23 protein-coding genes are annotated in these 23868 nt (G+C 62.5%); all 23 read right to left on the bottom strand.

Translation table 11 applies throughout. From position 1 onward, the window contains the following. Positions 1–121: 121 nt before the first annotated feature. Entirely contained in the window at positions 122–607 is a 486-nt protein-coding gene (locus NE591_RS04485; protein ID WP_173111503.1) for an Rpn family recombination-promoting nuclease/putative transposase, read from the bottom strand. A gap of 539 nt (positions 608–1146) precedes the next feature. Next, the gene (locus NE591_RS04480) at positions 1147–1797 is read right to left on the bottom strand and encodes a T6SS immunity protein Tdi1 domain-containing protein (RefSeq protein WP_114538643.1); all 651 of its coding nucleotides are present in this window, start codon (positions 1795–1797) and stop codon (positions 1147–1149) included. A gap of 22 nt (positions 1798–1819) precedes the next feature. Next, positions 1820–2140: an HNH endonuclease signature motif containing protein gene (locus tag NE591_RS04475; RefSeq protein WP_114538642.1), complete on the bottom strand. Its 321-nt coding sequence runs from the start codon at positions 2138–2140 to the stop codon at positions 1820–1822. Positions 2141–2511: 371 nt separating this feature from the next. Then, positions 2512–2832 carry a helix-turn-helix transcriptional regulator gene (locus tag NE591_RS15960; RefSeq protein WP_114548232.1) on the bottom strand — a complete coding sequence of 107 codons (321 nt, stop codon included), beginning with the start codon at positions 2830–2832 and terminating at the stop codon, positions 2512–2514. A 10-nt stretch (positions 2833–2842) separates the two neighbouring features. Beyond that, positions 2843–3370 carry a DUF2975 domain-containing protein gene (locus NE591_RS04465; protein ID WP_114538640.1) on the bottom strand — a complete coding sequence of 176 codons (528 nt, stop codon included), beginning with the start codon at positions 3368–3370 and terminating at the stop codon, positions 2843–2845. A 132-nt stretch (positions 3371–3502) separates the two neighbouring features. Then, positions 3503–4876 (bottom strand): radical SAM/SPASM domain-containing protein, encoded by a 1374-nt coding sequence (locus NE591_RS04460; RefSeq protein WP_256156365.1) that lies wholly within the window; start codon positions 4874–4876, stop codon positions 3503–3505. A gap of 228 nt (positions 4877–5104) precedes the next feature. Continuing rightward, complete coding sequence (locus tag NE591_RS04455) at positions 5105–6685, bottom strand: S1C family serine protease (RefSeq protein WP_256156364.1); 1581 nt, start codon at positions 6683–6685, stop codon at positions 5105–5107. A gap of 261 nt (positions 6686–6946) precedes the next feature. After that, positions 6947–7720 (bottom strand): amino acid ABC transporter ATP-binding protein, encoded by a 774-nt coding sequence (locus tag NE591_RS04450; RefSeq protein WP_256156363.1) that lies wholly within the window; start codon positions 7718–7720, stop codon positions 6947–6949. Positions 7721–7730: 10 nt separating this feature from the next. Further along, positions 7731–8384 carry an amino acid ABC transporter permease gene (locus tag NE591_RS04445; protein WP_256156362.1) on the bottom strand — a complete coding sequence of 218 codons (654 nt, stop codon included), beginning with the start codon at positions 8382–8384 and terminating at the stop codon, positions 7731–7733. A gap of 128 nt (positions 8385–8512) precedes the next feature. Then, a complete protein-coding gene (locus NE591_RS04440; protein ID WP_114538635.1) occupies positions 8513–9361 on the bottom strand; it encodes an amino acid ABC transporter substrate-binding protein in 849 nt (282 codons plus the stop codon). Between the two features lie 147 nt (positions 9362–9508). Next, on the bottom strand, positions 9509–10681 hold the full coding sequence (locus NE591_RS04435) for a 4Fe-4S binding protein (RefSeq protein ID WP_256156360.1): 1173 nt from the start codon (positions 10679–10681) through the stop codon (positions 9509–9511). 18 nt (positions 10682–10699) lie between these two features. Continuing rightward, on the bottom strand, positions 10700–12028 hold the full coding sequence (gene mobB, locus NE591_RS04430) for a molybdopterin-guanine dinucleotide biosynthesis protein B (RefSeq protein ID WP_157012162.1): 1329 nt from the start codon (positions 12026–12028) through the stop codon (positions 10700–10702). Between the two features lie 124 nt (positions 12029–12152). Beyond that, positions 12153–13670, bottom strand: coding sequence for a sodium:alanine symporter family protein (locus NE591_RS04425; RefSeq protein ID WP_114548238.1), 1518 nt, complete (start codon positions 13668–13670; stop codon positions 12153–12155). Positions 13671–13961: 291 nt separating this feature from the next. Next, on the bottom strand, positions 13962–14489 hold the full coding sequence (locus tag NE591_RS04420; protein ID WP_173111481.1) for a shikimate kinase: 528 nt from the start codon (positions 14487–14489) through the stop codon (positions 13962–13964). Positions 14490–14560: 71 nt separating this feature from the next. Continuing rightward, positions 14561–16399 (bottom strand): DUF2207 domain-containing protein, encoded by a 1839-nt coding sequence (locus tag NE591_RS04415; RefSeq protein ID WP_173111478.1) that lies wholly within the window; start codon positions 16397–16399, stop codon positions 14561–14563. Between the two features lie 278 nt (positions 16400–16677). Further along, positions 16678–17349: a TrkA family potassium uptake protein gene (locus NE591_RS04410; protein WP_173111475.1), complete on the bottom strand. Its 672-nt coding sequence runs from the start codon at positions 17347–17349 to the stop codon at positions 16678–16680. A gap of 9 nt (positions 17350–17358) precedes the next feature. Next, positions 17359–18021 carry a TrkA family potassium uptake protein gene (locus NE591_RS04405; protein WP_114538628.1) on the bottom strand — a complete coding sequence of 221 codons (663 nt, stop codon included), beginning with the start codon at positions 18019–18021 and terminating at the stop codon, positions 17359–17361. A 53-nt stretch (positions 18022–18074) separates the two neighbouring features. Beyond that, positions 18075–18893 (bottom strand): CMP-2-keto-3-deoxyoctulosonic acid synthetase, encoded by an 819-nt coding sequence (locus NE591_RS04400; protein WP_147272651.1) that lies wholly within the window; start codon positions 18891–18893, stop codon positions 18075–18077. A 230-nt stretch (positions 18894–19123) separates the two neighbouring features. Next, positions 19124–19975 carry a hemolysin family protein gene (locus NE591_RS04395; RefSeq protein WP_114538626.1) on the bottom strand — a complete coding sequence of 284 codons (852 nt, stop codon included), beginning with the start codon at positions 19973–19975 and terminating at the stop codon, positions 19124–19126. 28 nt (positions 19976–20003) lie between these two features. Continuing rightward, positions 20004–21971: a PH domain-containing protein gene (locus NE591_RS04390; RefSeq protein WP_173111472.1), complete on the bottom strand. Its 1968-nt coding sequence runs from the start codon at positions 21969–21971 to the stop codon at positions 20004–20006. Continuing rightward, a complete protein-coding gene (locus tag NE591_RS04385; RefSeq protein ID WP_173111469.1) occupies positions 21972–22463 on the bottom strand; it encodes a PH domain-containing protein in 492 nt (163 codons plus the stop codon). Positions 22464–22936: 473 nt separating this feature from the next. Continuing rightward, positions 22937–23155 carry a hypothetical protein gene (locus NE591_RS04380; RefSeq protein WP_173111465.1) on the bottom strand — a complete coding sequence of 73 codons (219 nt, stop codon included), beginning with the start codon at positions 23153–23155 and terminating at the stop codon, positions 22937–22939. Between the two features lie 40 nt (positions 23156–23195). Continuing rightward, positions 23196–23684, bottom strand: a complete 489-nt coding sequence (locus tag NE591_RS04375; RefSeq protein ID WP_256156358.1) for a hypothetical protein — start codon at positions 23682–23684, stop codon at positions 23196–23198. Between the last annotated feature and the right edge of the window lie 184 nt (positions 23685–23868).

Here is a 23868-nt window from a genome sequence, read left to right as displayed (position 1 = left end):
CGCGCCCTGGGCGGCGGCCCGAGGTAGCGCGGGCGGCCAAAGTGCGGTAGCGCCCCCGGCCGGGAACCGGGGGCGCCGCCGGCGGGATAGAGTGGCGCGTTCGGCTGATTTTGCGGTAGCGCTAACAGGCGACATCCTCGGCGGCCGACGCATTGAACACGCGCCAGTGCGAGTCGTCCCCCGCGACCAGCTCCGGGGCATCCAAGCAGACCCGCTCGATCGAGTAGACGGCCTCGCCCGCCCTGAAGGGGTCGGTCGCGCAGAAGAACACGACGAAGCTCTCCGGGAGCAGCCCGTAATCTTCCCCGGGGCCCAGCTCCGTCGCGTCGATCGCCGCCTGGTAGTAGCGCATCCGGCGCCCTATCCGGTCCTCGGGGGAGACCTGCATCTCGATGTCGAACACGCGGCTTCCCTCCCGCGCGAACACGTCCATGCGGACGCCGCGGCTCGCCGCCGCCGGCTCCTTCGCCTGCTCGGCGTTCAGGTAGGTTATCTCGCCCACCTCTATCCCCAGCGCGGCGCGCAGGACCTTGCGGCACACCTCCTTTTCGCATAGCACGCGGTTGAACATCCATCGATCGGAGAACTTCAGAAATCTCTTCGGCATGGCGGAATCCTCTCATCGGACATCACGATTCCCCAAGCCTACGACAGAGCGACCGCAGAAATGACGCGGGAATGCCCCGGTCAGTTCCCCGCGCCGACCGCACTTGTGCCGCAGCAGAGTCGCATCGGAGTCCCCGCCCGCCCCTCGCCGACCTCGGCTATCGACCTTTCGTCACAATAGGGCCTTCCGACAGCTCCGCATTCGCATCCATTTCATATGATTTCTCGCCGAAGACAATGGAACCGAGCCTCACGCAGGGGACGATCTCGACCGCGGCCATGCCCTTCCCCCGTCGCCTTCCTCTACCATCCTTGGCGAACAGGATGCGGAGATAAAGACGGCCTCGCGAACGCCCCATGGGTACTTGACCATCGCGCACAACGTCAGCAGCGTGAGGTTCAAGCGCCGGCTTTCATAAAGACCTGCCCCGCACGAAGCGAATTGGCATTTCCCTCGAAGTAGCGGAGACCCAAATCATCGAGCACCTCGCTCAGATCGCCGTTCAAAGGCCTCATTCCGGTTTGGGGGGGGGACTCGCCCTACTCGAAGCTGATGTTGCCTATCTTGGTGCCCTCGGGCAGGTCCTTCACGGCCTCCCACAGCTGGTCAGTCATATCCCAGTACACCTCCATGTCGGAGACCTCCATGTTCTCCAGGGAGTCCTCCCCGCCGAGGAAGAGAGGGATCCTGTAGCCGCCGCATTCCATGCGTCCCACGGGCGCATGCCCCTCCAGCCACTCCCGATACCTCCCGACCCCAAGACACGCCTCGCTCTGATTCGGCATAACCTCGTTCAGGAAGACTGCCACGTCTTTCCCGATATAGTACATATCGAGAGTTGCGATTTCCAGGAGAACCACGAGCTCCTTCCCATCGCCGTCCCGTTGATCAACCGCAAAGCACCGCCCCATCCAATCGTATCCGATCAGATTAAACTCACTGCGAAGCTTCGTGAAGCATCCGGACACCACCCGATGCCATCCCTCGAGATCACTGCGCTCGAACACCCTGAACACTCCATCGCCGAACGACCGGCCGCCCAGGCCGTCGATGAACGCGTCGTAGGGATCGGCCGCCCCGTCCTCGAGGACCGGGGCCTCCCCGAAGTACTCCAGAAACTCCGCGAACATCGAGGGGGTCGCCCTCCGCCGGGCCCCGCGGCCCTTCCTCCTCTTGAACAAGTCGAACATCTCGCTTCCTTTCACTCGAATATCACGTTGCCGATTTGGTGCCTTCTGGAAGATCCTTTATCGGATAGCGTATCTGAGCTCCCATGCTCCGGTTGACGCTGGCGTCGAGGGGGCGCATGTTGCTCACATGGTCGGCGCTTCCCAGCTGAAGATCTATTACATGATCGACATCGTAACCAGCAGGCACCGAGTCTTTCCCGTATTCCTTCTTGAAAGCATCGGCTGCCGACCCATTCCTCTTCCCCACGGTCGTCTTCACTGTGTCCGCTCTCGACAGATCCCGAGCCTTCCTCGTCGCCTGGGACATCTGGATCTCGTCCCAGATGTCCTTCCTCTTCAGCACAAGATCGACAGTCCTGTCGAGACGCTCGCCGGCCCGAATCGTGCCCGCCGTGTTGCTCCCGATGACGTTCCCAGCAATCTTCGGCGAGATCTAGACAGCTTGAATGTCATCAGTTGATCCACTGCAAACAGGCCATGTCGAAAAGCTTGGAAAACTTGCCAGAAAGACGTCCTTCATCTGACGAGGTCGATCCTTCTGCCTCTACGGAACCTCCTCGATGCTGCAAAAAGGGGCGTCGGAGCACAGGCGCGTTTCCTGAAAATGTGTTTCTCGGGGGTGCAGCTCTCGGGGAGCACTTTTCGGGGGTGTTTCGCGGGCATGAAAAAGGACGCCCGGTGAGGCGTCCTGTGAGGTGCGGGTTGTGGCAAAGACTAGTTGGCCACGTTCACAGGGATGCGGGAGACGGCGCCGATGGGCTTGCGGGCCGGCTCCTCGATGGGGCGGTTGATGATGGCATCCAGCTCGACGGCCTCATCGGTGCCCGGCTCGGGGGAAACGTACTCAAACAGGTCGCCCGGCTGGCACTGGAGCACTTCGCAAATGCGCTCCATGGTGGAGAAACGCACGGCCTTGATGTGGCCGCGGCGCATGCGCGAAATGTTCACCGGCGAGATGTCGATGCGCTGAGAGAGTTCGTTGACAGACATCTTACGATCCGCCATCACTCGGTCGAGACGAGGAATAATAGGCATATCAGCTCCCTTACACGGTTTCGTCGCTGAGTTGCTGGAGCAGCGCAGCATATCGAAATATTGCCGAAAGTGAGTACATAATAGCAGAAAAGACGAGTACTCCAACATTAATACTTATAACAGGCTCAGTTGACCCTCTATTTACTATCACATCGTAGCCTATGCGTGGAACTACCTCGAATGTCACCCCGAGGGTAAATGCAAATTCGAGAAGTGCAAACATGAGCGCAAGGAACGCAATGAATCTGAGGCGATCTGCCTGCTTTTCTGTAAATGGCGTTTCGCTATTGACTGCATCCTTGAAGATAAGCTTCAGCATTGCCAAAACGCCAAGTACAAGGACTCCATAAAGCACTATATACGCAACAAGCGACATGCCATCGAATCCTGCCGCGCCAAGCTGAGCGAAAGACATGACCAATGCCGTTAACCAAATGAGACCAGCGCCTATTAGCAATACCGTCAGCATCACATTGATCACTCGACATACATGCGAGGCGTGTTTAAGCGATTGCTCTAAAGTATTGCTCTTCGTCACTTCTCAGACCTCCTTTCGCAGTCAAGCGCAATCCGACGCAAAAGGCCAACGCCGGATTGCACAGATCCATGTACAGCTAAAACCCGATCTGAACACAATGGGTGTGGTCGGGACCAATCACCGCACAGATGCTCAGCGGCTCTGCATCGCTATAGAACAGCATGATTCCTCCTCCTTTCTTTGGTTGCGACCTAACATGGCCTCAAAAAGCAGACGGTAGAACGTCCGCATGAGGGCACAATAGGGATCGCGGGCCTCGACGTCGCCCGTGGCGAAATAGGCGCGAGCGCGGCAACCGCCGCCGCAGAGGTAGCGGATGTCGCAGTCGGCGCAGGCGGCCAGCTCGTCCACGCGCGGGGCAGGAGCATGGCGCGCGCTCAAGCAGCTGGGGTCTTCCACAAGCGACCCCAGGCTGAAGGCCTCGTCGTGCATCATGTGGCAGGGAAACACCTCGCCATCGGCCGATACGCTTACCATGGCGCATCCCGCCCCGCAGCCGCACGTCGTCGTCAAGCGCGTGCTCACCGGCGTGTCGGACAACACGGGCACCCCGTCGCGCGACAGGGCCAGCGTTGCCTGCGCCAAACGCTCGAGCGCCGCATCGTCAGGAAGAACCGCTGCCAACTCGTCGCTTTCCACGGGTGCGGACAGCAGGCTGAAGTTCATGGTGGCCCCCAGCGAGTCGGCCAAAGCCACGTACTCGCCCAAAGCGTCGATGTTGCCCGCATGGGCCGTCGGAATGATGTGCGGCGCAATGCCCGCCTCGCGGATCATCTCAACCGCTGCCACGAGACGCTCGAACAAAGGCTCGCGGCGGATGACCGGCGCCGCCTCGGCGTTGGGACCGTCGAAGGACACCGAGACGCGGCCCACGTAGGGCGCGATGGCGGCGAGCTTCTCCGGCGTGACGGCCGTGCCGTTGGTAAGCACGTCCACCGAAGCGATGCCGCGCTCGCGCACGTAAGCGACAATGGCGGGCAAATCGTCGCGCAGAAAGGGCTCACCGCCGGAAATAACCACATGCCGGCAGCCTGCATCGGCCAGGGCGTCAATGATGCCCCGCAGCTCGTCCAGCGTAAGATCGCACCGCGCATTGCGGGCGTCCACCGCCGAGTAGCAGCCGATGCAGTTCAAGTTACAATGATGGGTGACGTGCAGGTACGCCGACTGCAGCGGCGCGGGCACAGCGGACGCGGACGGCGCGGATGCAGCCGCAGCGGCATTCCCAGCCCCGACGCCTTCCGCACGTTCGACGCCTTCCACGCCTTTCCCCAATGTTACGTCGTCGGCCTCCACATCTTCCACGACAAAGCCGCCACGGCGCAAATGGGCGGGCAAATCCGCATGCACTGCGGCGACCTCTGCTTCGGTCACGTCCTCGGAAAACATGCGATGGCACACGGCGGCGCCCTCCGGCGTGAGCCCGATGGAGTAGCCAGTCGCGGTGTTGCCGATCATGGGGATGGAAAAGGGAGCGTGCTCCACTACGTTAGGGCCGAACCTCACTGCACGCTCCTCTGCGCATCATGGGATAGTGCAGTTAGTATGCGGCAGACGCAAGACCTCGAATGCCGAATATGACATGATTTGCGGCGCATCTTAGCAGATGGCGCTATATTTCCCATGGTGCGCCAGGATTATTAGCCATTAAAATGGCCCCTCCGAGGAGGGGCCGAGATTGATCGAGCTGTGACGTGGACGCAGTGAGCGGCACACGCCCGCGCGTCGCGCCGTTTAGCGCTGGCGGCCGAAGAGGTCTTCCAGGCTGTAGCCGTTCATCGACTGCTCCTGGCTCTGCTGCTCCTGCTTGGCCTTTTGGCTAGCGGAGTCGTCGCCCAGGGTCACCTGCACCTCTTTCTCCTGACCACCGCTGTTCACCGTGAGGGTGACGGTGTCGCCGGGGTTCTTGGTGCGCACGTCCAGCATGAGGTCGGAAGCCGACTCAACCGCCTGTCCATCGAAGGCAGTGACGATGTCGCCAGGCACGATGCCCGCCGCAGCCGCACCGGAGTCGGGGGTGACGGCGGCCACGTAGGCGCCGGCGTCGACGGGCAGGCCGTAGCGGGATGCCGTCGCCGCGCTCACCGTGGAGAGGCTCACGCCGAGCTGAGCATGGGTCGGCGTCTCACCGGCGATGATCTGCTGGGCCAAGTTGATGGCGTAGTTCACGGGAATGGCAAACCCGACACCGGAGTAGTTGCCGGAGTACGAGGTGATCAGCGTGTTGATGCCGATGAGCTTGCCCTCGTCATCCACCAGCGCGCCGCCGGAATTGCCGGGGTTGATGGCCGCGTCGGTCTGGATCATGTTCGGGTAAATGGTAATCTCCCCCGTGCCGCCGGACTGCATCGATTCCTGGGCGTCCATAATCTGGGAGCGGCTCGTGGCAGATACGATGCCCGTGGCCACCGACTGCTCCAAGCCGAAGGGGCTGCCCAACGTCATAACCCACTCGCCGATGGTCAGGTTGTCGGAGTCGCCAAGCTCCATAACCGTAAGACCGCTGGCGTCCTTGGCCTTCAGCACGGCCACGTCGGAGGAGGGATCGGTGCCCACGAGATCGGCCTCGTAGGTCTCTCCGGCGACCATGACCTCGTAGGCGCTGCCGCCTTCCACCACATGGTTGTTGGTGATGATGTAGCCATCCTCGGTCAGCACGACGCCAGATCCCTGGGAATAGGCCACCAGATCGCCCGACCCGTCGCCCTGGCCACCGTACTGGTAGCCGAAGTACTGGCTCATCGCGTCATTCTGGGAAGCCTCGGCGTACACCGTGATGGCGGCCACAGAGGGCAAGCACTTCGCGGACACGGCCTCGGCCAGCGTCGGATCCTCGCTGGGCGCGATGACCGTCGTCTCGCCGGTGGAGGGGTCGGTGACGACCGTTGAAGTACCCGAGCCAGAACTGCCCGGAATCATCGCACTCGTAATGCCCCACACGCCGAAGGCGAGTACACAGGCCACGAGCGCGCCGGCGAAGGCGATGAGGAAGGTCTTGCCGCCGTTGCCCTTGGGAGCCGCGTGCTGGGCATGCATCGACACGGGCTCGGCCTCGTAAGTTTGCTGGCCATAAGGCTGGCTGGCGGAATGCTGCGCGGAGCCGGGCGCCTGCTGGGCTCCGTAGCCGTAGGGCTGCTGGGCTCCGTAGCCTGCGTGGCCCGCATAAGCCTGCTGACCGCCGTAGGGCTGAGTGCCCTGGGCGCTGTAGGGCGCAGGCTGAGTCGGCTGCAGCGGTACCGGCTGCTGCGATGCGAGGGTGTGGCCGCCCGAGGCAGAGTCGCCTGGAGGCGTGGGGGTGCTATTGGTGTCGGTCATGGAAGGCTCCTTCGCGTAAGGTTGTCCTTATGTGCGCCAAACCTTAGCACGCTCTAGAACTTCTCAACCGTTATGGCAACCCATCGTCACGCTTGCGTCACAGAGATACACCAATCGGTGTACGCGCGCCAACCACTGCGGAGATGCAACGACGCACGCCGACCGTGCATGGGCCACCGCACCCCGCGCCGACCGCCGCCGAGCCGCTTTCGAGTCGCCTTCAAGGCGTCCTCGAGGCGATGCGAGAACGCAAGCGAGCGCCTAGTCGCGATCGTAATTCGCCAGGAATGCGCGGGTGCGATCGTGCTGGGGATTGTTGATGACCTCGCTGGCCGGGCCCTGCTCCACGATGACGCCACCGTCCATAAAGATGAGGTGGTCGGCCACATCGCGGGCAAAGCCCATCTCGTGGGTGACGATGACCATGGTCATGTGCTCGGCCGCCAGATCGCGGATGACCTTCAGCACCTCGCGGGTCAACTCCGGATCCAACGCGCTCGTGGGCTCGTCGAAGAACAGCACGTCCGGGTTCATGGCCATGGCCCGGGCGATGGCCACACGCTGCTGCTGACCGCCAGACAAGTCGCACGGCACCATCGACTCCTTGTCCGCCAGCCCCATGCGAGCCAGAAGCTCGCGGCCGCGAGCGAGCGCCTCGTCCTTCGGCATCTTCTGCACGCAGATGAGCGCATCGGTGACGTTCTGCAGCACGGTGTAGTGCGGGAACAGGTTGAAATTCTGGAACACGAGCCCGAAACGGGTCTTTGCGGCGGCGATGACGTCCTTGCCCCCGTACACAGCGCGCCCCGCGGCATCGTTGGTGCACACCGTGAGATCGCCGTAGGACAAATCACCCGAGTCGAGCGTCTCCAACAGCGTCATGCAACGCAGAAGCGTCGACTTGCCGCCGCCCGAGGGCCCGATGATGGCCAGCACATCGCCGGCATTCACCGTCAGCGAAATATCCTTCAGAACCTCGTTGTCCCCGAACGCCTTCTTGCCGTTGGTGAGGCTTACGACCGCTTTGCTTTCCATGAAACGCCTCCTAGTCGTGGTAATAATCGAGACGCTTCTCGACACGGTTCAGGATGAATTCGATGAGCAGGCAGAACACCCAGTAGATGAGAGCCGCGATGGCGTAGGGAACCATGGACACCTCGCTGGCGGCCAAGGCCTTCGCAGCGGAGAACATCTCCATGATGCCAAGCACGAAGGCGAGCGACGTGTCTTTCACCAACGTGATGACCTCGTTGCCCATGGCCGGCAAAATACGCTTGATGACCTGGGGAAGCACAATCTTCATGAAGGTCTGGACTTTGGTGTAGCCCAACACCTCGGCCGCCTCGTACTGGCCGCGCGGAATAGACTGGATGCCCGAACGGTAGATTTCGGCGAAGTAGGCGGCGTAATTCAGGATGAAGCCGATAGCGCAGGCCCAGAACTTCCAATCGCTGCCCATGTTCAGGCCGAAGATGTAGTAGGGGCCGAACATGATGGCCATGAGCTGCAACATAAGCGGCGTGCCGCGCAGGATGGAGATGTAAAGCTGCGCCAGCCACGCCAGCGGCTTGAACTTGCTCATACGCGCCAGAGCGACCACCACGCCCAAAGGCAGCGAGCCCACCAGCGTGATGAGGAAGATCTCCGCCGTCAGAGCGAAACCTTCCATGAGAATCCCCATCATGACCGAGAATTCCATCTCCACGTCCTCTCGTCGTCGCTCTTAAACCCACAAGAAGGGCAAGGCCCCCAAGAGCCTCGCCCTCCCTTTTAATTAAATTCTCCCTGACTCCGGGATGCGCCCAAGGAAGTCAGCGAGGTTGTTAATTAATCTACCAGCACCCAGTTGTCGATGGAGATACCGTACTCGCCCCACTTCTCGCACAGCTTGGCGATGGTGCCGTCGTCGTACATCTCCTTCAGCGTCTTGTTCACCGCATCGATCATGGCCGTATCGCCGTCCTTGGCGAAGCCCACGGCGTAGTTCTCGGTGGACAGCGGCTCAAGCTTCACGAACATGTCGGGCTTGGCAGCCATCTGGTAGTCGGCGATGGACAGGTCGCAGGCCACGGCATCCACCGCACCGGACTCCAGCTGCATGAAAGCGTTGTTGTAGTCGCCGATGGTCTGGGCCTTGCCGCCGGCGAAGGTGTCGGCCAGATCCTTCTGGTCGCCCTCCAGCACGTCAAGGGCGGCGGAATCGACCTGGGTCATAACGTTCTTGTCGGCCAGATCATCCAGAGAGTTGATTCCCGAGTCCTTCTTCACGACAACGACCTGCTCGTTGTGCATGTAGGGCTTCGAGAACGCGTAGTCGGCCTCACGGCCCTCCATGGTAAAGCCGTTCCAGATGCAGTTGATGGTACCCTGGTTCAGCAGCGCGTCCTTAGCATCCCAGTCGATGGCTTCAAGCTCGAGATTCCAACCATTGCGCGCGGCCACCTCGGTGGCCAGATCAATGTCGAAGCCGGTCAGGTTGCCATCGTCGCCGATGAAGCCATAGGGCGGGTAAGCGTTGTCCAGGCCCACGATGAGCGTCGTGGCATCGGGGTTAGCGGCAGCGCCGTTGTCAGCCGCGTTGCTTGCCGCATCGTTCGAGCCCGAGCAGCCGGCCAGAAGCGCGGCCCCCAGGCACAGAGCCGCAGCCGCAGCGGCGATCTTCGTCAGTTTCTTCATTCGGTCCTCCCTAAAAAGGTACGCCAGGGAAGTCTCTCGTCTTCCCCACTTTACTTCTTTACTGTGCTAAAGCACTAGAGCGTTGGCTAGTATAGCACAGACCAATGCAATAAAAAGGGGCGAAAGCCACAGGTTCGCCCAAGGAACCTACTTGTTCCGGTTGAACAGCTTGTTGCCCTTCTTAGCGGCGGAGATCTCCACGAGGCGCGGCTCGAAATCGAACAGCTCCTCCATGGAGACGACAGGCACGATCTCGATACACTTCTTCAGACAGGCGTCGGCGCACAAATTGCACTGGACGCAGTCGGAAACCTGGAACTCCAAGTACGCCTTACCCTCGTCCGGGTGCCGATCCACCGCCTTGCGCAGCGCGTCGGTGGGACAGAACATGACGCACATACCGCAGCCGGAGCATTTCTCGACATCGATGGCGATGTCGCCGAAGATGCGCGTGAACATCTCGTCGACGGCCGGCTCGTCCGGATCGCCGATGCGGCTCATGGCATCCAGAATGGCGATGTTGCGCTCGGCCTCGATGGTGGGCATCTTGCCCGCACCGTTCTTCACGCCCAGCTTCTCCCGCAGCGACTGCTCCTGCTTCTGCAAATGAAGCTGCGTCAGCTTGTCGTTCACGACCTTCTCGGCCGCCGACTTTGCCACGTCCTTGGCGTAGTGGCCCGAGGAAGTGAAGAACTCGCGCCGGGCGGCGCCGACGGCCTTTCGCATGTCCTCCACCTGCACCGAAGCCGGGAACTCCGAGGTGCGCGTGATCTGCGCGTCCGACCCCATGGCCTCGATGAGGGTGCGGGTCGATTCCACGGTATCGTCGATGGCGGGCACCGCGCCCCGGTACTTGCAGGTGCGGCAGTCGCCGTCCACCAGGCAGATCTCCGGAATGCCGCGGGCCACCAGTTCCACCAGCAGCTCTTCCTCCATGCGAGCAAGGCAGGGCACCACCGCGTACTTGTCGGGGTCGCCCACGTTGCGGGCCGCTTTGCGAGCGCAGGCGATGACTGTGAGACCGTCGGCGGCGTTAGTGGTCTCGGCAATGGCGGCGGCCAAATCGTCGGGCATCGGGTCCATGGGAACCAGGGCAGAGGTGGGGCACACGGCCACGCAGGCGCCGCAGGCCACACACGCCCCGGCGTCGATATTCAGCTCGTTCTTCTCGATGGTGATGGCGTCGGCCAAACACGCGTCGACGCATTTGCGGCAGGAGGAGTGGCGGTTGCGCACAGCGACGCAGAACGTGGGGATCGTGATGATGGCCTTCGTCTCCAGGGCGTCCATCATCTCCATGATATCGTTCAAGTTCGGCATGGCGCGAACCCCTTTCTGCTATTCGCCGAGGTAGGACTGCTCGATGCGAGCCAGCTCTTCGGGCGTGTTGGCGTTGATGAAGCAGCCACCGCGGGGCTCGACCTCCAGGACGCGGTCCTGGTTAAAGGGCAGCACCGTGACGGCCGGGTCGTCGAAGAAGCTCTGCACACGCTTCTCGCCCCGCTCGGTGCGAGCGTGAACAGCGCCGAGGCAGCCCTCTTTGCGGTACATGGCATGCAGCGGCTCGAAGCCGTGCTTGTTGGAGGGAGCCACCACGTCGGCTCCGCTTTCGTGCATGGCAAGCGCCTCGGCCACCACCAAACGCGCGCTCGCGAACACCATGTCGCAGGCCACAACGGCCACGTACGGGTTCTCGGCAGCAGCAAGCGCGGTATAGAGTCCGGGCAAAGCGCCTCGTTCTGCATAGGCGTCGCCCACGAGCCTGATGGTCAGATCGGGGTACATATCATGGAGAAAGCCCAGCTTGTCGGCCTCGTTGGTGGTGATGATAAGCTCGTCGGCCACGGGCGACAGACGCTCGACGAGACGGCAGATGAGGGGGCGCCCCGCGAAGGGCACCGTCGCCTTGGATTGCCCCATGCGCCGCGACTCGCCACCGGCCTGGATGACCACCGTGACGCGCGGCCGCACGTAGTGCTCGGAAAGGAAGTCGGCCAAAGCGGCCACATCTTCAAGACCGATGGCGGGAATGCCATAGAGCGCCGCAGCCTCCTCGGCCTCGGGAATGTCGGTCACCACAGCCACCGTGTTGGTGGAAGGCATCTTGGCCGCAGCATCGGCGGCAGCCGAGTAGTCGGACGCGCCCGGCATCTCGCCCAAACCCGGTACTTCGCCCGCGCCGTCGCGCCCAGCCGCGTTGCCCGCGCGGTCGACCGCGCGCCCCAGCTGCGTGAAGTCCGTCGTCAAAGGCAGGCCCTCCCGGGCCGCCTTCACGAACAGGCGAGCCGCACGGCAGTCGGCCTCGTTGCCCGAGCGCATGATCTCGATGGTGGGCAACCCGCTTTTGCGGTAGCCCTCCACCACAATGATGTCGTGATTCGGCATCGAGCGCACCAGCTCGCTGCACTCCACCTCGTCTTCCACGGTCTTGATGCGCGCCACCTGCCCCGGGGCCGCAATAACCGTTTCGGAGGCGCCGGCGGCCCTGTGGCGGTAGGAGTCCTTGCCGGGAATATCGATATCGAACCCGCGATGGGAATGGTGTTTGATGGAACCCACGTCGAGCCCGCGGCCCACCAGCTCGGCGATGAGCCGCTCGATGAGCGTCGTTTTGCCGGAGTTGTGCCGCCCCACGACGGCCACAGCCGGACTTGGAATATCGATCATAGCTGTTACGCCCTCCCCTAATGCGGCCGCCTGGGCCGCCGTTTTGTTCCGGGAAAGTATAGCACTAGGGCGCAAGGTATCGATTGCAGGGCGGCGCAAGCACCGCCCCTACGGGTAAAAGCCTCTACCTCAAGCCCTCCGAGTCGAGCGATGCGGCTTCCTCGATGTACTCCTCCACCGGATTGTCGCCGAAGTTCGGCAGATCCGCAGTGGTCCAGCACTCGCAGGCGGGCATGCCGGGCACGCTGGCAGCGATGAACACCGGATCCTTGCCCTCCTTGCGCTGACGGGTGTAGTCATCCAGCGCGGCCAAGGCCCACTTGCCGAGCAGCAGAATGGCCACAAGGTTGATGATGGCCATGAAGCCCATGAAGATGTCGGCCAGGTTCCACGCCAGATCGAAGCTGTTCACGCAACCGTAGAAGATGGCAGCCAGGCACAGGATGCGGAAGACGAGCATGCCCCACTTGGTGTTCTTGAAGATGTAGCGGAAGTTCGTCTCGGCGTAGAAGTAGTTGCCGATGAGGCTGGAGAACGCGAAGGCGAAGATCGCGAAGGTGATGAAGTGGATGCCCACCTCGCCGACGGCGTTGTTCACGGCCATCTGCACGAGCGGCATGCCGTTGAGCGCCATGGCAGCCTCGGGATCCTGCACCCAGAACACCATGACCATCATAGCCGAGCAGGTGCAGATGAGCAGCGTATCGATGTACACGGACAGGCTCTGCACGAGGCCCTGCTTCACCGGATGCGACACGCTGGCGGTGGCGGCGGCGTTCGGGGCCGAGCCCATGCCGGCCTCATTGGAGAACAGGCCGCGCTTGATGCCGAGCATGACCACCGAACCGGCAAAGCCACCGGCGATGGACTGGAAGTTGAAGGCCGACTGGAAGATGGTGGCAAACACGGCCGGCAGCTCGCCAATGTTGGTGATCGTGGTCCACAGTGCAATAAGAATGTAGGCGATGGCCATGATGGGCACGATGATGGAGGTGATGATGGAGATGCGCTTCGCGCCGCCGAAAATGACGAAAGCGGTGAACACGATGAGCACGATGCCCACACCGACCGCCGTGCCGTTGGTGGCGTAGTCGGGGATGTAGTACTCGAGCGCCGAGGTCATGTTGAAGGCCTGCAGGCCGTTGAAGCCAAAAGCGAAGCACAGGATGAGCGCCCAAGCGAAGATGATGCCGAGCCAGCGCTTCCCGAGGCCCTGCTGGATGTAGTAGGCCGGACCTCCCCGGAACTCGCCCTCCTTGCCGCGAATCTTGTAGATCTGCGCGAGCGTGGACTCGATGAAGGCCGAAGCCGCGCCGATAAGCGCCATGAGCCACATCCAGAAGATGGCGCCCGGACCGCCCGTGGCCACGGCCGTGGCGATGCCGGCGATGTTGCCCGTGCCCACGCGCGAGGCAGTGGACACCATGAGGGCCTGGAAGGATGAGATGGATTTCTCGCCCTGGACATGCTTTTTCTCCGTCAGCTGAGTGAACATGTCCTTGATGTAGCGAATTTGCACCGCCTTGGTGCGGATGGTGTAGTAGATGCCCACGAACACCAGCAAGATCACCAGAATGTAGGTGTACATAAAGGAGTCGATCTCACCAGTCCAAGCGACGAGCATCTCGTTCAAATCGGCCATAGATGCTTCCTTTCCGAAAGCGCGCCAGGCCCTGCAACCTGGATCGCCTTCCAAACGGGCTCGCCTTTCTGCGGTCGAATCCAACAGAGCGCAATAGGCACGCCCAAACCAGGGATTCGTCGCAGGAAAACGGCCTCGGATATACGCGCCGGCCTCTTTCCGACGCAAGACATGCCTGTATTCTACCCTACAGCGGGCTAAAGTTAGGCGATATTATCAGGGTATTTTGAACGCCCCGCGAAAAAGTGGCGCTGTTTTCCGCCGGTTTCCCGTCGATGCGAAGCCGAGCCGCTACTTCAGCGCAGCGGCGACCTTGCGGGCGGCGGCGGTGATGGACAGATCGTTCACATCCACGGTAATGTCGGCGTACTTCTCATAGAGCGGCAAGCGCTCGTCGTAAAGGTCGCGCAGGCTCATGCCGATGCCATCGCGCATGACCACACCGCGCTCGGAGAAGTCGGCCAAACGCTGCTTCAACTCGTCGAAACTGATCTTCAGATACACCACGCGGCCGATGTCCGACAGGTGGTCCATAGCCGGCTCGCTGTAGATGGCCGAGCCGCCCGTGGCGATGACGGAATGATCGAAGGACATCTCGGAGAGCACCTGGTTCTCAATCTCGAGGAAGGCGTCGGGGCCCAAGGTGTCGATGAGGCGCTGGAGCGATTTGTCGCAGGACTGCTGGATGAGCAGGTCGGCGTCGACGAAGTCCATGCAGAGAATCTTCGCCAGCACGATGCCGAGGGTCGATTTGCCCGCACCGGGCATGCCGATGAGCACGATATTGTCGCGACCGGGTTCGAAGGACTTCTCTTTCATATTAGGGCCTTTCTCGTAGAAGGTGCCGACGGCCGGGCTATGGTCGCCGAAACGGATGGGCAGCTTCGCCCCTATGATACTTCAGCGCGCTTATGGGCGGCACGTAACGCTTCGTCTAAGGATTGGGAAAACACTGGAGCTAGGGCGGCGAGGAACGCCGCTTCATCGACAGGGGCGGCAGGGGCAGCGGCAGGGGCAGCGGGGGCAGCCATCGGGGCCTTCTCCCGAACCGCCGTAGCGGCATCTCCGGCATCGGCGTCTCCCGCGTCAGCGGAAGCACCGAACCCGAGGGATTTAAGCGCGCCGAACAGATAAGCGTACGGAATGAGCGCCGCGCGCTCGTCGGGAGCGAGCTTATCGCCCTCGAGCGACCAGCCGCCATCGCGCATCCAGTTGCGCAGGGCCTTGGCATGGGCGGCGATGTCGTTGCCCTCGGGGGAGCGCCGCATGGTGTAGTTGCCGAGCACCCCCATGGCCGCCGCCGTGGCCAGGGCGAGCACGCCAGCACGCCAGCTGACCCAAATGATGGCCGCTACCGCGACAACCGCCAGGAAAATCGCTGCCCCCAAAACGATATGCTGAGCGCGACGGGAGGCTGTATCGAAGAAGCCGTAGGGCTCAACCAAAGCGGTGAGGCGGCGCTGCCAAGCAGCACTGGCCTCCAAAAGATCGCGCGGATGTTCGTGAGCCAAAACGGAAAGCTTGGCGCGGCTGAGCGTCCGACCACCCGTGGCGACCATGCGCAGCAGCCGCAGCGTGGCCGCATCGAGAGCGGCCTGCTCTGCGTTGGCCGCGACGGCCGCATCGGGCGCATCGGGCGCATTGGCATCAGCAGCCCGAGGCGCAGCAAGGGCGACAGACGACTCACCCTCGATCCTCTTCGCCGACTCCTCTCCCGCAGCAGGTATGACCAGCTCATCGTCTCGCACTTCAAGAACACCGCGACGCACCATATCGAGCACCGTAGCTACTATGTCGTCGGGGCTCTCGTGGTTCCAGCGCCACAGACGACCGAGCACGGCTGGCGCCATGGCGTCGGCAGGCGGGTTCATCCAATAATCGTCGCGAAACGCCGGCGGCCGCTCTCGGCCCCAGCGCCACCAAACGATGAGCGCCGCCAGCAGCAACGCCGCAGACAAGCCCAGCAGCCCCAAAGCCAGCCCAAGACGAATAACCTCCTGAGACGTATCCGTATCGACCCACGTTTCCTCGTAACGGCTCGTCCAGTAGTACTGCAGGGTGCCCTGATTCGCCAGGCGCGCCTCCTCGCTCAGGTTCGTCAGCCACTCGACGGGGAACATCACCCGCGCTTTGGCGTACATCGTGGGCTCGACCGCAGGATCCGTGAAGATCACCGTACCATCGGAGCGAATATCCACCTCGCCATCGGCAGGGCCGTGACCCCACGCATAAACATTTTCCATGACCTTCACGGAGTCGTCGGCCGCTACAGGCAGCACCACTTCTGCCCGCACATCGGCCAAAGCCACATCGTAGTCCTGGGGAACATAAAGCCATTGGAAGTCAGCCGCGTCGTCAAAGGCCTCGATGGCGTCTTCCACGCGGTAGACCACCTCGAACATGACGCGCTCGGGCATGGCATCCACGAAAGCGTAGAGCGTATGCTGGAACTTGTCGTAGGCCCACGCGTCGTGCTCGGGCCCTCCGCCGCCGCGCCAGGGCAAAAGGAACGTCGTCTCGGGAAGCTCCGTCCACTCCCCGGCAAGCGCACCATCGCCATCCACCGGCGCCATGCGCACCCGTTCGATAGTAACCTCAGCCCCTTCGATGAACCCATCGTAGAGCCACTTCAACCGCTCCGGCGCACTTTCCCCCTCCGTGAGATCGAAGATGCGCTGATCGGTCATGTGCACCGACCCGTCAGTCTCCACCGACGCCAGCAAGTCCACCTCCGAGCACCGATAATCCGCCGCCAGAGCTTTTCCGGGCATGCAAAAGGGCAGGAGGCAAACTATCAGCAAGATGGCGGCGAAGAGGAGATACGGGGTGTTCCAACCGAGCGAGTTCCGCAGCGAACGGAACAGTCCAGTGGGCTGTTCCGCCGAGCGAGGACTGTCTGAGCGAATTGGAATACCCCGTAGCTCCTCCCCAGTGGACTCGCAGCCGCGAATCAAGGTACCCCCTGATTCCGCCCCAAGCGACATGCAACCGGCCCTTTCCACAACCACTAGAGCCCCCGAAACGCCAGCCGCACGTCGTCCAGCACGTCCTCGTCCGCCACCACGATGGCCTTATCTCCCGGATGCAGCACCGTCTCGTCGTTGGCCACTTCCACGTCGCCTCCGCTAGCCACGGCCGCGATGATGGCGTTGTCCGGCAGCAGCACCTCGCTGATGAGCACGCCGTCCTCGTTGGAGAAGTGGCGCATGCGCGGCACCATCACCTCGGCTAAGGCCACGTTGCCGTGAGTCAGCGACGACACGACGGATACCGAGCCCAAAAGCGCTTCCTCCTCGATGAGGTTCGCAATGAGCGTCGTAGAGGACACGCATTCGATGCCCACCTCGCGGAAGATGCGCTCGTTTTTCGGATTGTTCACGCGAGCGATGCAGCGGGGCACGCGGAACACGCGCTGGGCGATTTCGCAGGATACGAGATTCGAATCGTCCTGGCCCGTGGTGGCCACGAACACATCGGCCTGGCGGATGCCCGCGTCCTCCTGGTAGCGCGAGTCGCAGCCGTCGCCGTGAATGACGAGGTACGGGCCTGTCAGCTGCACGGAGAGGCGATCGGCCGTGGCGAGCCTTTGCTCGATGACCGCCACCTCGTTGCCGCTCTTCAACATGATGCCAGCCAGATACGACCCGATTTTGCCGCCGCCAGCGATAACGATGTACATGGGTATCACCTAATCCAGAATGTAGCGCGAGAATTGCGCGATGACGTCGTGGCGCACGCAGGCGAGAATGGAGTCGCCGGCGTACAGCAGCGAATCGGGCGTCGGGATGGAGGACGCGGAGCCGTCGGCACGTTCGAAGGCGATAATACGCACCTCGTGATCGCGCTCGAGTTCCGAGACGCGGATCGTTTTGGCGTTGTCGCGGCTGGAAAGATCCAGCGTGAACCGGAGTACCTCGAATTCACCGAACGTGTCGATGTGGGAGCCGTGGCCTGACACAATCTTCGAGAACACATCTTCGGCCACCAGCGACGTGCCACAGACGTAGTCGATGCCCAGCTGCATATAGGCGCGCTCGTGGTCGGGATTGTACAGGCGCGAGATGACATGGGGCACGCCGAACAGATGGTTGGCCACCTCCGCGCACATGAGGTTCGTGTTGTCCAGCTGGGTGACGGCGGCCAGCACATCGCACTCTTCCACGCCAGCACGGATGAGCACGTCCTCGTCGAAGCCCACGCCCTGCACGGTGCTGCCGTTGAAGTTACGGCCGAGGTTCGCGAAGGCATCGGCGTTCTTGTCGATGCAGCAGACGTTGTTGCCGTTATCCGAGAGCATATTGGCCAGCTGCGACCCCACGCGCCCGCACCCGACCACAATCACGTTGCTCATAGGTTGCTCGTCCTCCTACAAAAGAAAATGCCTTGCGGCATTTTCTCACTAATTTAGATCAATTGCATCTGATTCAGCGTATCCCGATACCAGTTGTCGTAGTTCGGGGGGCAGTAGCGCATGGCGTAGGAGTAGCTGATGGTGAAGCCGTAGCCCCGGGCCAGACCGGCCACGTGGGCGCGGATGGCCGTATCCCAATCGGACCAGTTGGTCTGATCCCAGCCCCAAGCGTTGTGGGACTTGAAGCAAACGCGGCCCTTGGTGGACTCGGTGTTGGAAATGGCCGGAGACCAGCGCGGGTCGATGCCCGCCTCCCAGGCCGCCTCGGCGAAGGTCTCGCCATGACCAGACAGGGGGCTGCCGAACAGGTAATCGTTGATGCGCGCGGACCATTCTTCGATGAACGCCTCGCGACCGATGGAGAAATCCACATCGCCGGCCGGCAGGCTGCCGAAAGTAGCATAGTAGCGGGAGCGCGTGGCGTCGGCCCGATCGATGGCCTCCTGCTCGGCGACGCGTGCGGCCTCCTCGGCGGCTAGGCGCGCGGCCTCTTCTTCGTCGGCGATCTCCTGCACGCCAGCGCTCACGTCGCGGGATGAGGCGGTCTTCAGCGCTGCCTCCTCGGCGACGTCTTCCACGGCGAGAACGTCCGCATCGGATTTGTCTTGCACGGTGTCGGGGGAAACATCGGAAGCGCTGGGATTCTCAGCGGACTGACGGGCGAGACCGAAGGTGGTCGCCCCCATGTCGTGAGAACCGGCGGACGCCCAGCCAGCATCAAGGAAGCCCACGGCCAGCATCGGCAGCACGCAGAGCGCAACCATCGCCAGCACGACGGTTTTGCGATGACTCTGTTTGCGCCTTGTGACCACTCATTCCCTTTCTCGACAGCACGAAACTAAACCGCTCAAGCGGCGCAGCGTGCTGGATTAGGGTGTGGGATTGCTGCAGTAAAGATTGCTATGCTGTTTTGTGTCGCGGATATTTTACCCTAGTTGGCTGAAACCGTGCCGAGGCGGTAGCCGACATCCACGCTTTGTTCGCTTGACAAAACGCACTTTCTGGGTTCCCGCAGGTCTCGCGGGTGCGACTGTGAGCGCTGTCAGGCAGTCGTTACCGACTCTTCACAACTTGCCGATGGCAACTTCTTCACCTGCACGATGGAAATGCGCGAGCGGCGCATCTTCACCACCTTGAAGGCGTAGCCGTCGACCAGCAGCTCGTCGCCCACCCGGGGCACGGAGTCCAGCTCGTGGATAATCCAGCCCGCAAGCGTTTCGTAGTCGTCGGATTCTTCCACGGGCCAGCCGAGTTCCACGGCATCCTCCACGGGAAAGCGGCCGTCGACGCGCCACTGGTTTGGTTCGACAAGCACAATGAGGTCGCGATCGTTGTCGGTCTCGTCGGCAATCTCGCCGACGATCTCCTCGATGATGTCCTCCATGGTGATGAGGCCGTCGGTGCCGCCGTATTCGTCCACGACGATGGCCATCTGCATGCGGGCCTCTTGCAGCTCCGACAGCAGCTTCAGCACGTTTTTCGTCTCGGGCACGTAAAGCGGCTCGTACATGAACTCGGCCACCGGGTCTTCAATGCGGCCGTCCAGCAGAGGGCCGATGAGGTCTTTGTAGGACACGAGGCCTATGACCTCGTCCACTTCCTCGTGATAGACCGGCAGGCGGGAATAGCCCGTGCCGCGCATGCGGTCGAGGGCCGCGCGGGCCGGTTCGGTGTCCTCGGCCATGATCATGTCGACGCGCGGCTTCATGATCTCGCGCACCGTCATGTCGGCCAAATCGAGGATGTCGTTGATCATGCGCTTCTCGTCTTCGAGAAGCTCGATATTCTCGGCCACCATGTCCTTGATCTCGTCCTCGGTAACGCTTTCGCGTTTAGGGCGCAGAAAATCGAGGAAGGCCGGCTTCGAATTTGCAGTGTCGTCTGTTTTACTCATGGGCGGTACTTTACCATATTTTCCGGGATTACTGGTTGCCGCCGGGCTTCAGCCAGTCGAGCCAGGCCATGGCGTCGGCATGGGAGGCGTCGATGAGCGTCGTCGTGGTGCCGCCGGAACCAGCCGCCGTCGTGGCGAGCAGCGTGTCGGTGCCCGCACGACGCTGCAACGGGTTGCTCTTCGTGCAGCCGAACTGGATTTTCTGGCGCGGGAAACTCACTGTTTCTCGAGAAAGGCCGCCGTTGCTCACCTGCATGAAGCGGTGGTTGTAGGCGAAGCTGGACTCCCGGGCCCACAGCACGGCCCCAACGAGGTCGACGACAAGCAGGATGGCCGCCAGCCCATAGCCGCACACGATGACCACGTTCCACCCAATGCTCAGGAGGAACAAATCATCGGAGTCAAGCTCGAGCAGCTCGGCCGTCCCCGTCGCGCCCATCCAGGTAAGCCCCGCCAGGCACAGCGTCGCTACCACCGCGAGCCAGAAGCCGCCGCCCTGGATGATACCGCGACGAATGAGCGCCCGACGCAGGGCCACCTTCGCCACGGGCTTCGCCTCCCGGGGCAGGTCGGCGAACTCCGGCACAAGCCCGGCAAGAATCTCCGGCACGCGGTTCATCTTCACGAAGGGATGAATGACGATCCCCTGATTGGCCAGGGTGTTTTTCTGGCTGCTGCTATCTTCGCTGACGCCGGCGTCAATCTTGCCGAGGGACAGCTCGCAGTAGCCGAGCAAACGCCGGATAAAGCTCTGCTTCACCACCACGGACTGCACGCGGTCGATGTCGATGCCTTGGAAGGTGTGCTGCAGCAAGCCGTATTCCACCTCGATGCGGTTGTTGCGGCGGCGCGCCTTGAAGCCGCCGTACCCAATGCAGGAACCCACCGCCGAGAGCACCCACAGCACGAGCACCAGCACGATGACCCCCGCCGAAACGGCCCCGATCAGGTAGGCCGAAGCCTGGGAGTCGGCAAAAACTAGGGCGCTTTCCACGGCACCATCAGCCGCATCCCCCATCACGTCGAAGATGAAACCGACGATTTGCAGCACGCCGACAACCAGACCGGCGAAGATGAGCCCCACCGATGTGGTGTTGGAAAGACCCGCGAGGAACAGCTCCTTGTTAGTGAGACCGTACTCGTAGGTAACGCGGCCGGTATCCTGAGCAGGACCAGCGAACACGCCGCCCACTTGGTTCCATGCCTCGGCGCCCACATCGAGCACGTTGCCCGCGGCGGCCGGGCTCGGCACGTTGCCGGCAAAGGTCGCCGCCCCCTGAGCCATAGCCGCAATGCCGGCCTCCACCGACTGCGGAATCGGGTCGCCCGCACCCGCCATACCCGTCGCGGTCGCACTCGCCGCACCCGCCATGCCCGACGCAACGGCAGCCTGAGCGGCCAGAGCGTTCTTGCGGTTGTAGAGCTCGGCGCGCAGCCACTCGGCCTGGGCCTTGGTGACGTAGGGCACCACGACGGCCTTGTTCGCCGCGCCTCCGGCCGTGTCGATGGAAACCGTACACACGCCGAACAATCGCTGAAGGAGCGTCGCCCGCTGGTCCACGGACTGCACGCGCTGGTAGGGCACGTGCACCTGCTTCTTGTTGAAGATGCCGGAGCACAGCGTGAATTCGTCGGGGCCGACGGTGAAGTACAGATGCTTGTAGCCAACGACGCGCAGCCCGGCGACGATGCCAAACGTAAGAAGGATGACCACCAGCGTGCCGATGCCGGCCACCGCCATGATGAACCCGGCCTCGGCGCCCATGCCCTCTTCGGCAACGAGCCCAATGATGGTGGAGAAGTTCGCCACCACAACGCATACGGCAATGATGAAGATCGTGCGCACGCTTTCGAGCCAGATGTAACTGTGGTGCACATGGTGGCGCGGCAGCTCAGTCGATGGGGCAGCCGCCGCAGGGGGCATCGGCGCGGGCGCCGGGGCCGGCGGGTTCGGCATGGGCGCGGGCGCCTGCGGGGGCACGTTCGGCGCGCTCATTTAGACGTCCTCTCGGGCCAGACGCGCCAGCTCGGCGGCACGGTCGCGCAGCACGTCGGCCTCTTCGATGCCGAGGCCGGGAATCTCGTGTTCGCCGGCGGCTGTGGCCACGGTGACGCTGGACAGCCCGAAGGCGCGCAGGATGGGTCCTTGGCGCGTGTCAGTGTTCTGTACGCGGATGAACGGAATGACGAAGCGCTTGCGCCAGAAGATGCCGCGAGCAATATCCAGGTAATCCGGCGTAAGCTCGTAGCGCCAACGAGCATAGCGAATGGGCGGCAGCACCACCACGCACAGCACAAGCAGCGCCGCGAACACAATGGCCACGATTAGAGCCACCACGCCAGCCCACGCTTCTTCCGGTGCCACCAGCGCTATGATAGCGAAGGGCAGAAAGCAGCACAGGAACGAGACCGCGATCCAAATGGCATCGTTGATGCGCCAAACGCTCTTGATGCGCGGGTTCAACTGATTGGCGGGCATTTCTCGCATAGCCGAATCCTTCCCTATCCAGGCGACTCCCCGGTCTGGCGCCTCTGGAAGTCGCCACGTGCAGGCGGCCCCGTAAAGGCCGCCACGTTTTCTCGACCATACTACCCCACTTTTCGCCTTCGCAACGAAACCTCAGGGATTCTTAAGGAAGAAAAGCGCATGCGCCAACGTGCCGGTGTGCCTTGATGGAGAGCAGCAGAGAGCCGAGGGGCCGCCCTTCCTCCGAAGCGACCGGCCCCCGACGTGTTGCGAGCCCGGGGAGGGGGATCCCGGGCTCGCAAATGAGTGTCCTTGGCGCCCGAGGGGGATAGGCGCGTGCGGAGGAGAGAAGAGGAGAGAGGGGGGGTTCGTATCTCCCGCTCTGTCGAAATCTATTATAGCGATGCGTTATTCTATATCAAGAATAATCTTTGAGAAAAATAATGGCCCCTGGGAGGCCATTATCTGAAAAGGCATCGGGGACATGCCGAACGCTACTTGCGGCAGCCGCGGCCCTTGCCATGACGATAGTGGCGACCATGCTTGCGCTCACCGCGGGCGCCCATGTCCTTGCACTGGTGGATGATCTTCTCCGTGAGAACGTTCAACGACTCGATCTCCTCGGGCGTCAGGGTCGACAGAATGCGATCGGCCACCTCGGACTGCGCGGCGCAGCGCTTCTCGGCCAGCGCAGCGCTTCTCGGCCAGCGCATCGCCTTCAGGCGTAATACGCACGGTACAAGCGCGCTGGCCTCATATTCCGAGCTCGGCGTAGAGCTCCTCGCGGCGCACCTTGTCCTCCACCGCCGCGGCCACGTCTTCGGAGCGGCCGTCGGCCAGCAGAGCGCCGACGAGGGCGCCAAGCCGGGCCTCGCCTTCCTCCCGGCCCTCCTCGCGACCTTCCTCTCGGCCTTCCTCGCGACCTTCCTCTCGGCCTTCCTCGCGACCTTCCTCTCGGCCTTCCTCACGGCCCTCCTCGCGCGCCCGGCGGCAGCGCATCTCGGTCTCCTGCTCGTAGGTAAGCACGCGGTCCACCCACTCCCTGTCCTCGTTGAACACGCCGACCAGGGCGTCGATCTCCGACGACAGGGGCCCTTCGGCCTCCCCGGTCCGGAGGTATCGTAGCACATCCCGCAGCCCGGGGTCGGCGGAGGCCTCCCACGCCGAGGCGTTCAACACCACCCACGGGGAGGCGTCGCCCACGGCGAGGTCGGGATGGGCCCCGCACCTGCGCTCGATCACGTACGCCGGGTCGCCCTTGCCGTAGGCGTCGTGGCGGCAGAAGAAATGACGCGGGAATGTCCCGATCCGTTCCCCGCGCCGACCGAGACGGAGTCGCAATGCCGCAAAGAGGCGCCATTGGCGACGAACAGCCTTAAAATTGCGCAGAATCACGAGTTATCAGCGTCTGCTCACACATTCGCAC

This window comes from Adlercreutzia sp. DFI.6.23 (genome assembly GCF_024462535.1).
GTDB classification, from domain to species: domain Bacteria; phylum Actinomycetota; class Coriobacteriia; order Coriobacteriales; family Eggerthellaceae; genus Adlercreutzia; species Adlercreutzia rubneri.
The sequence above is the reverse complement of the archived record's forward strand: the minus strand, read 5'-3'. Positions and strand labels throughout refer to the sequence as shown.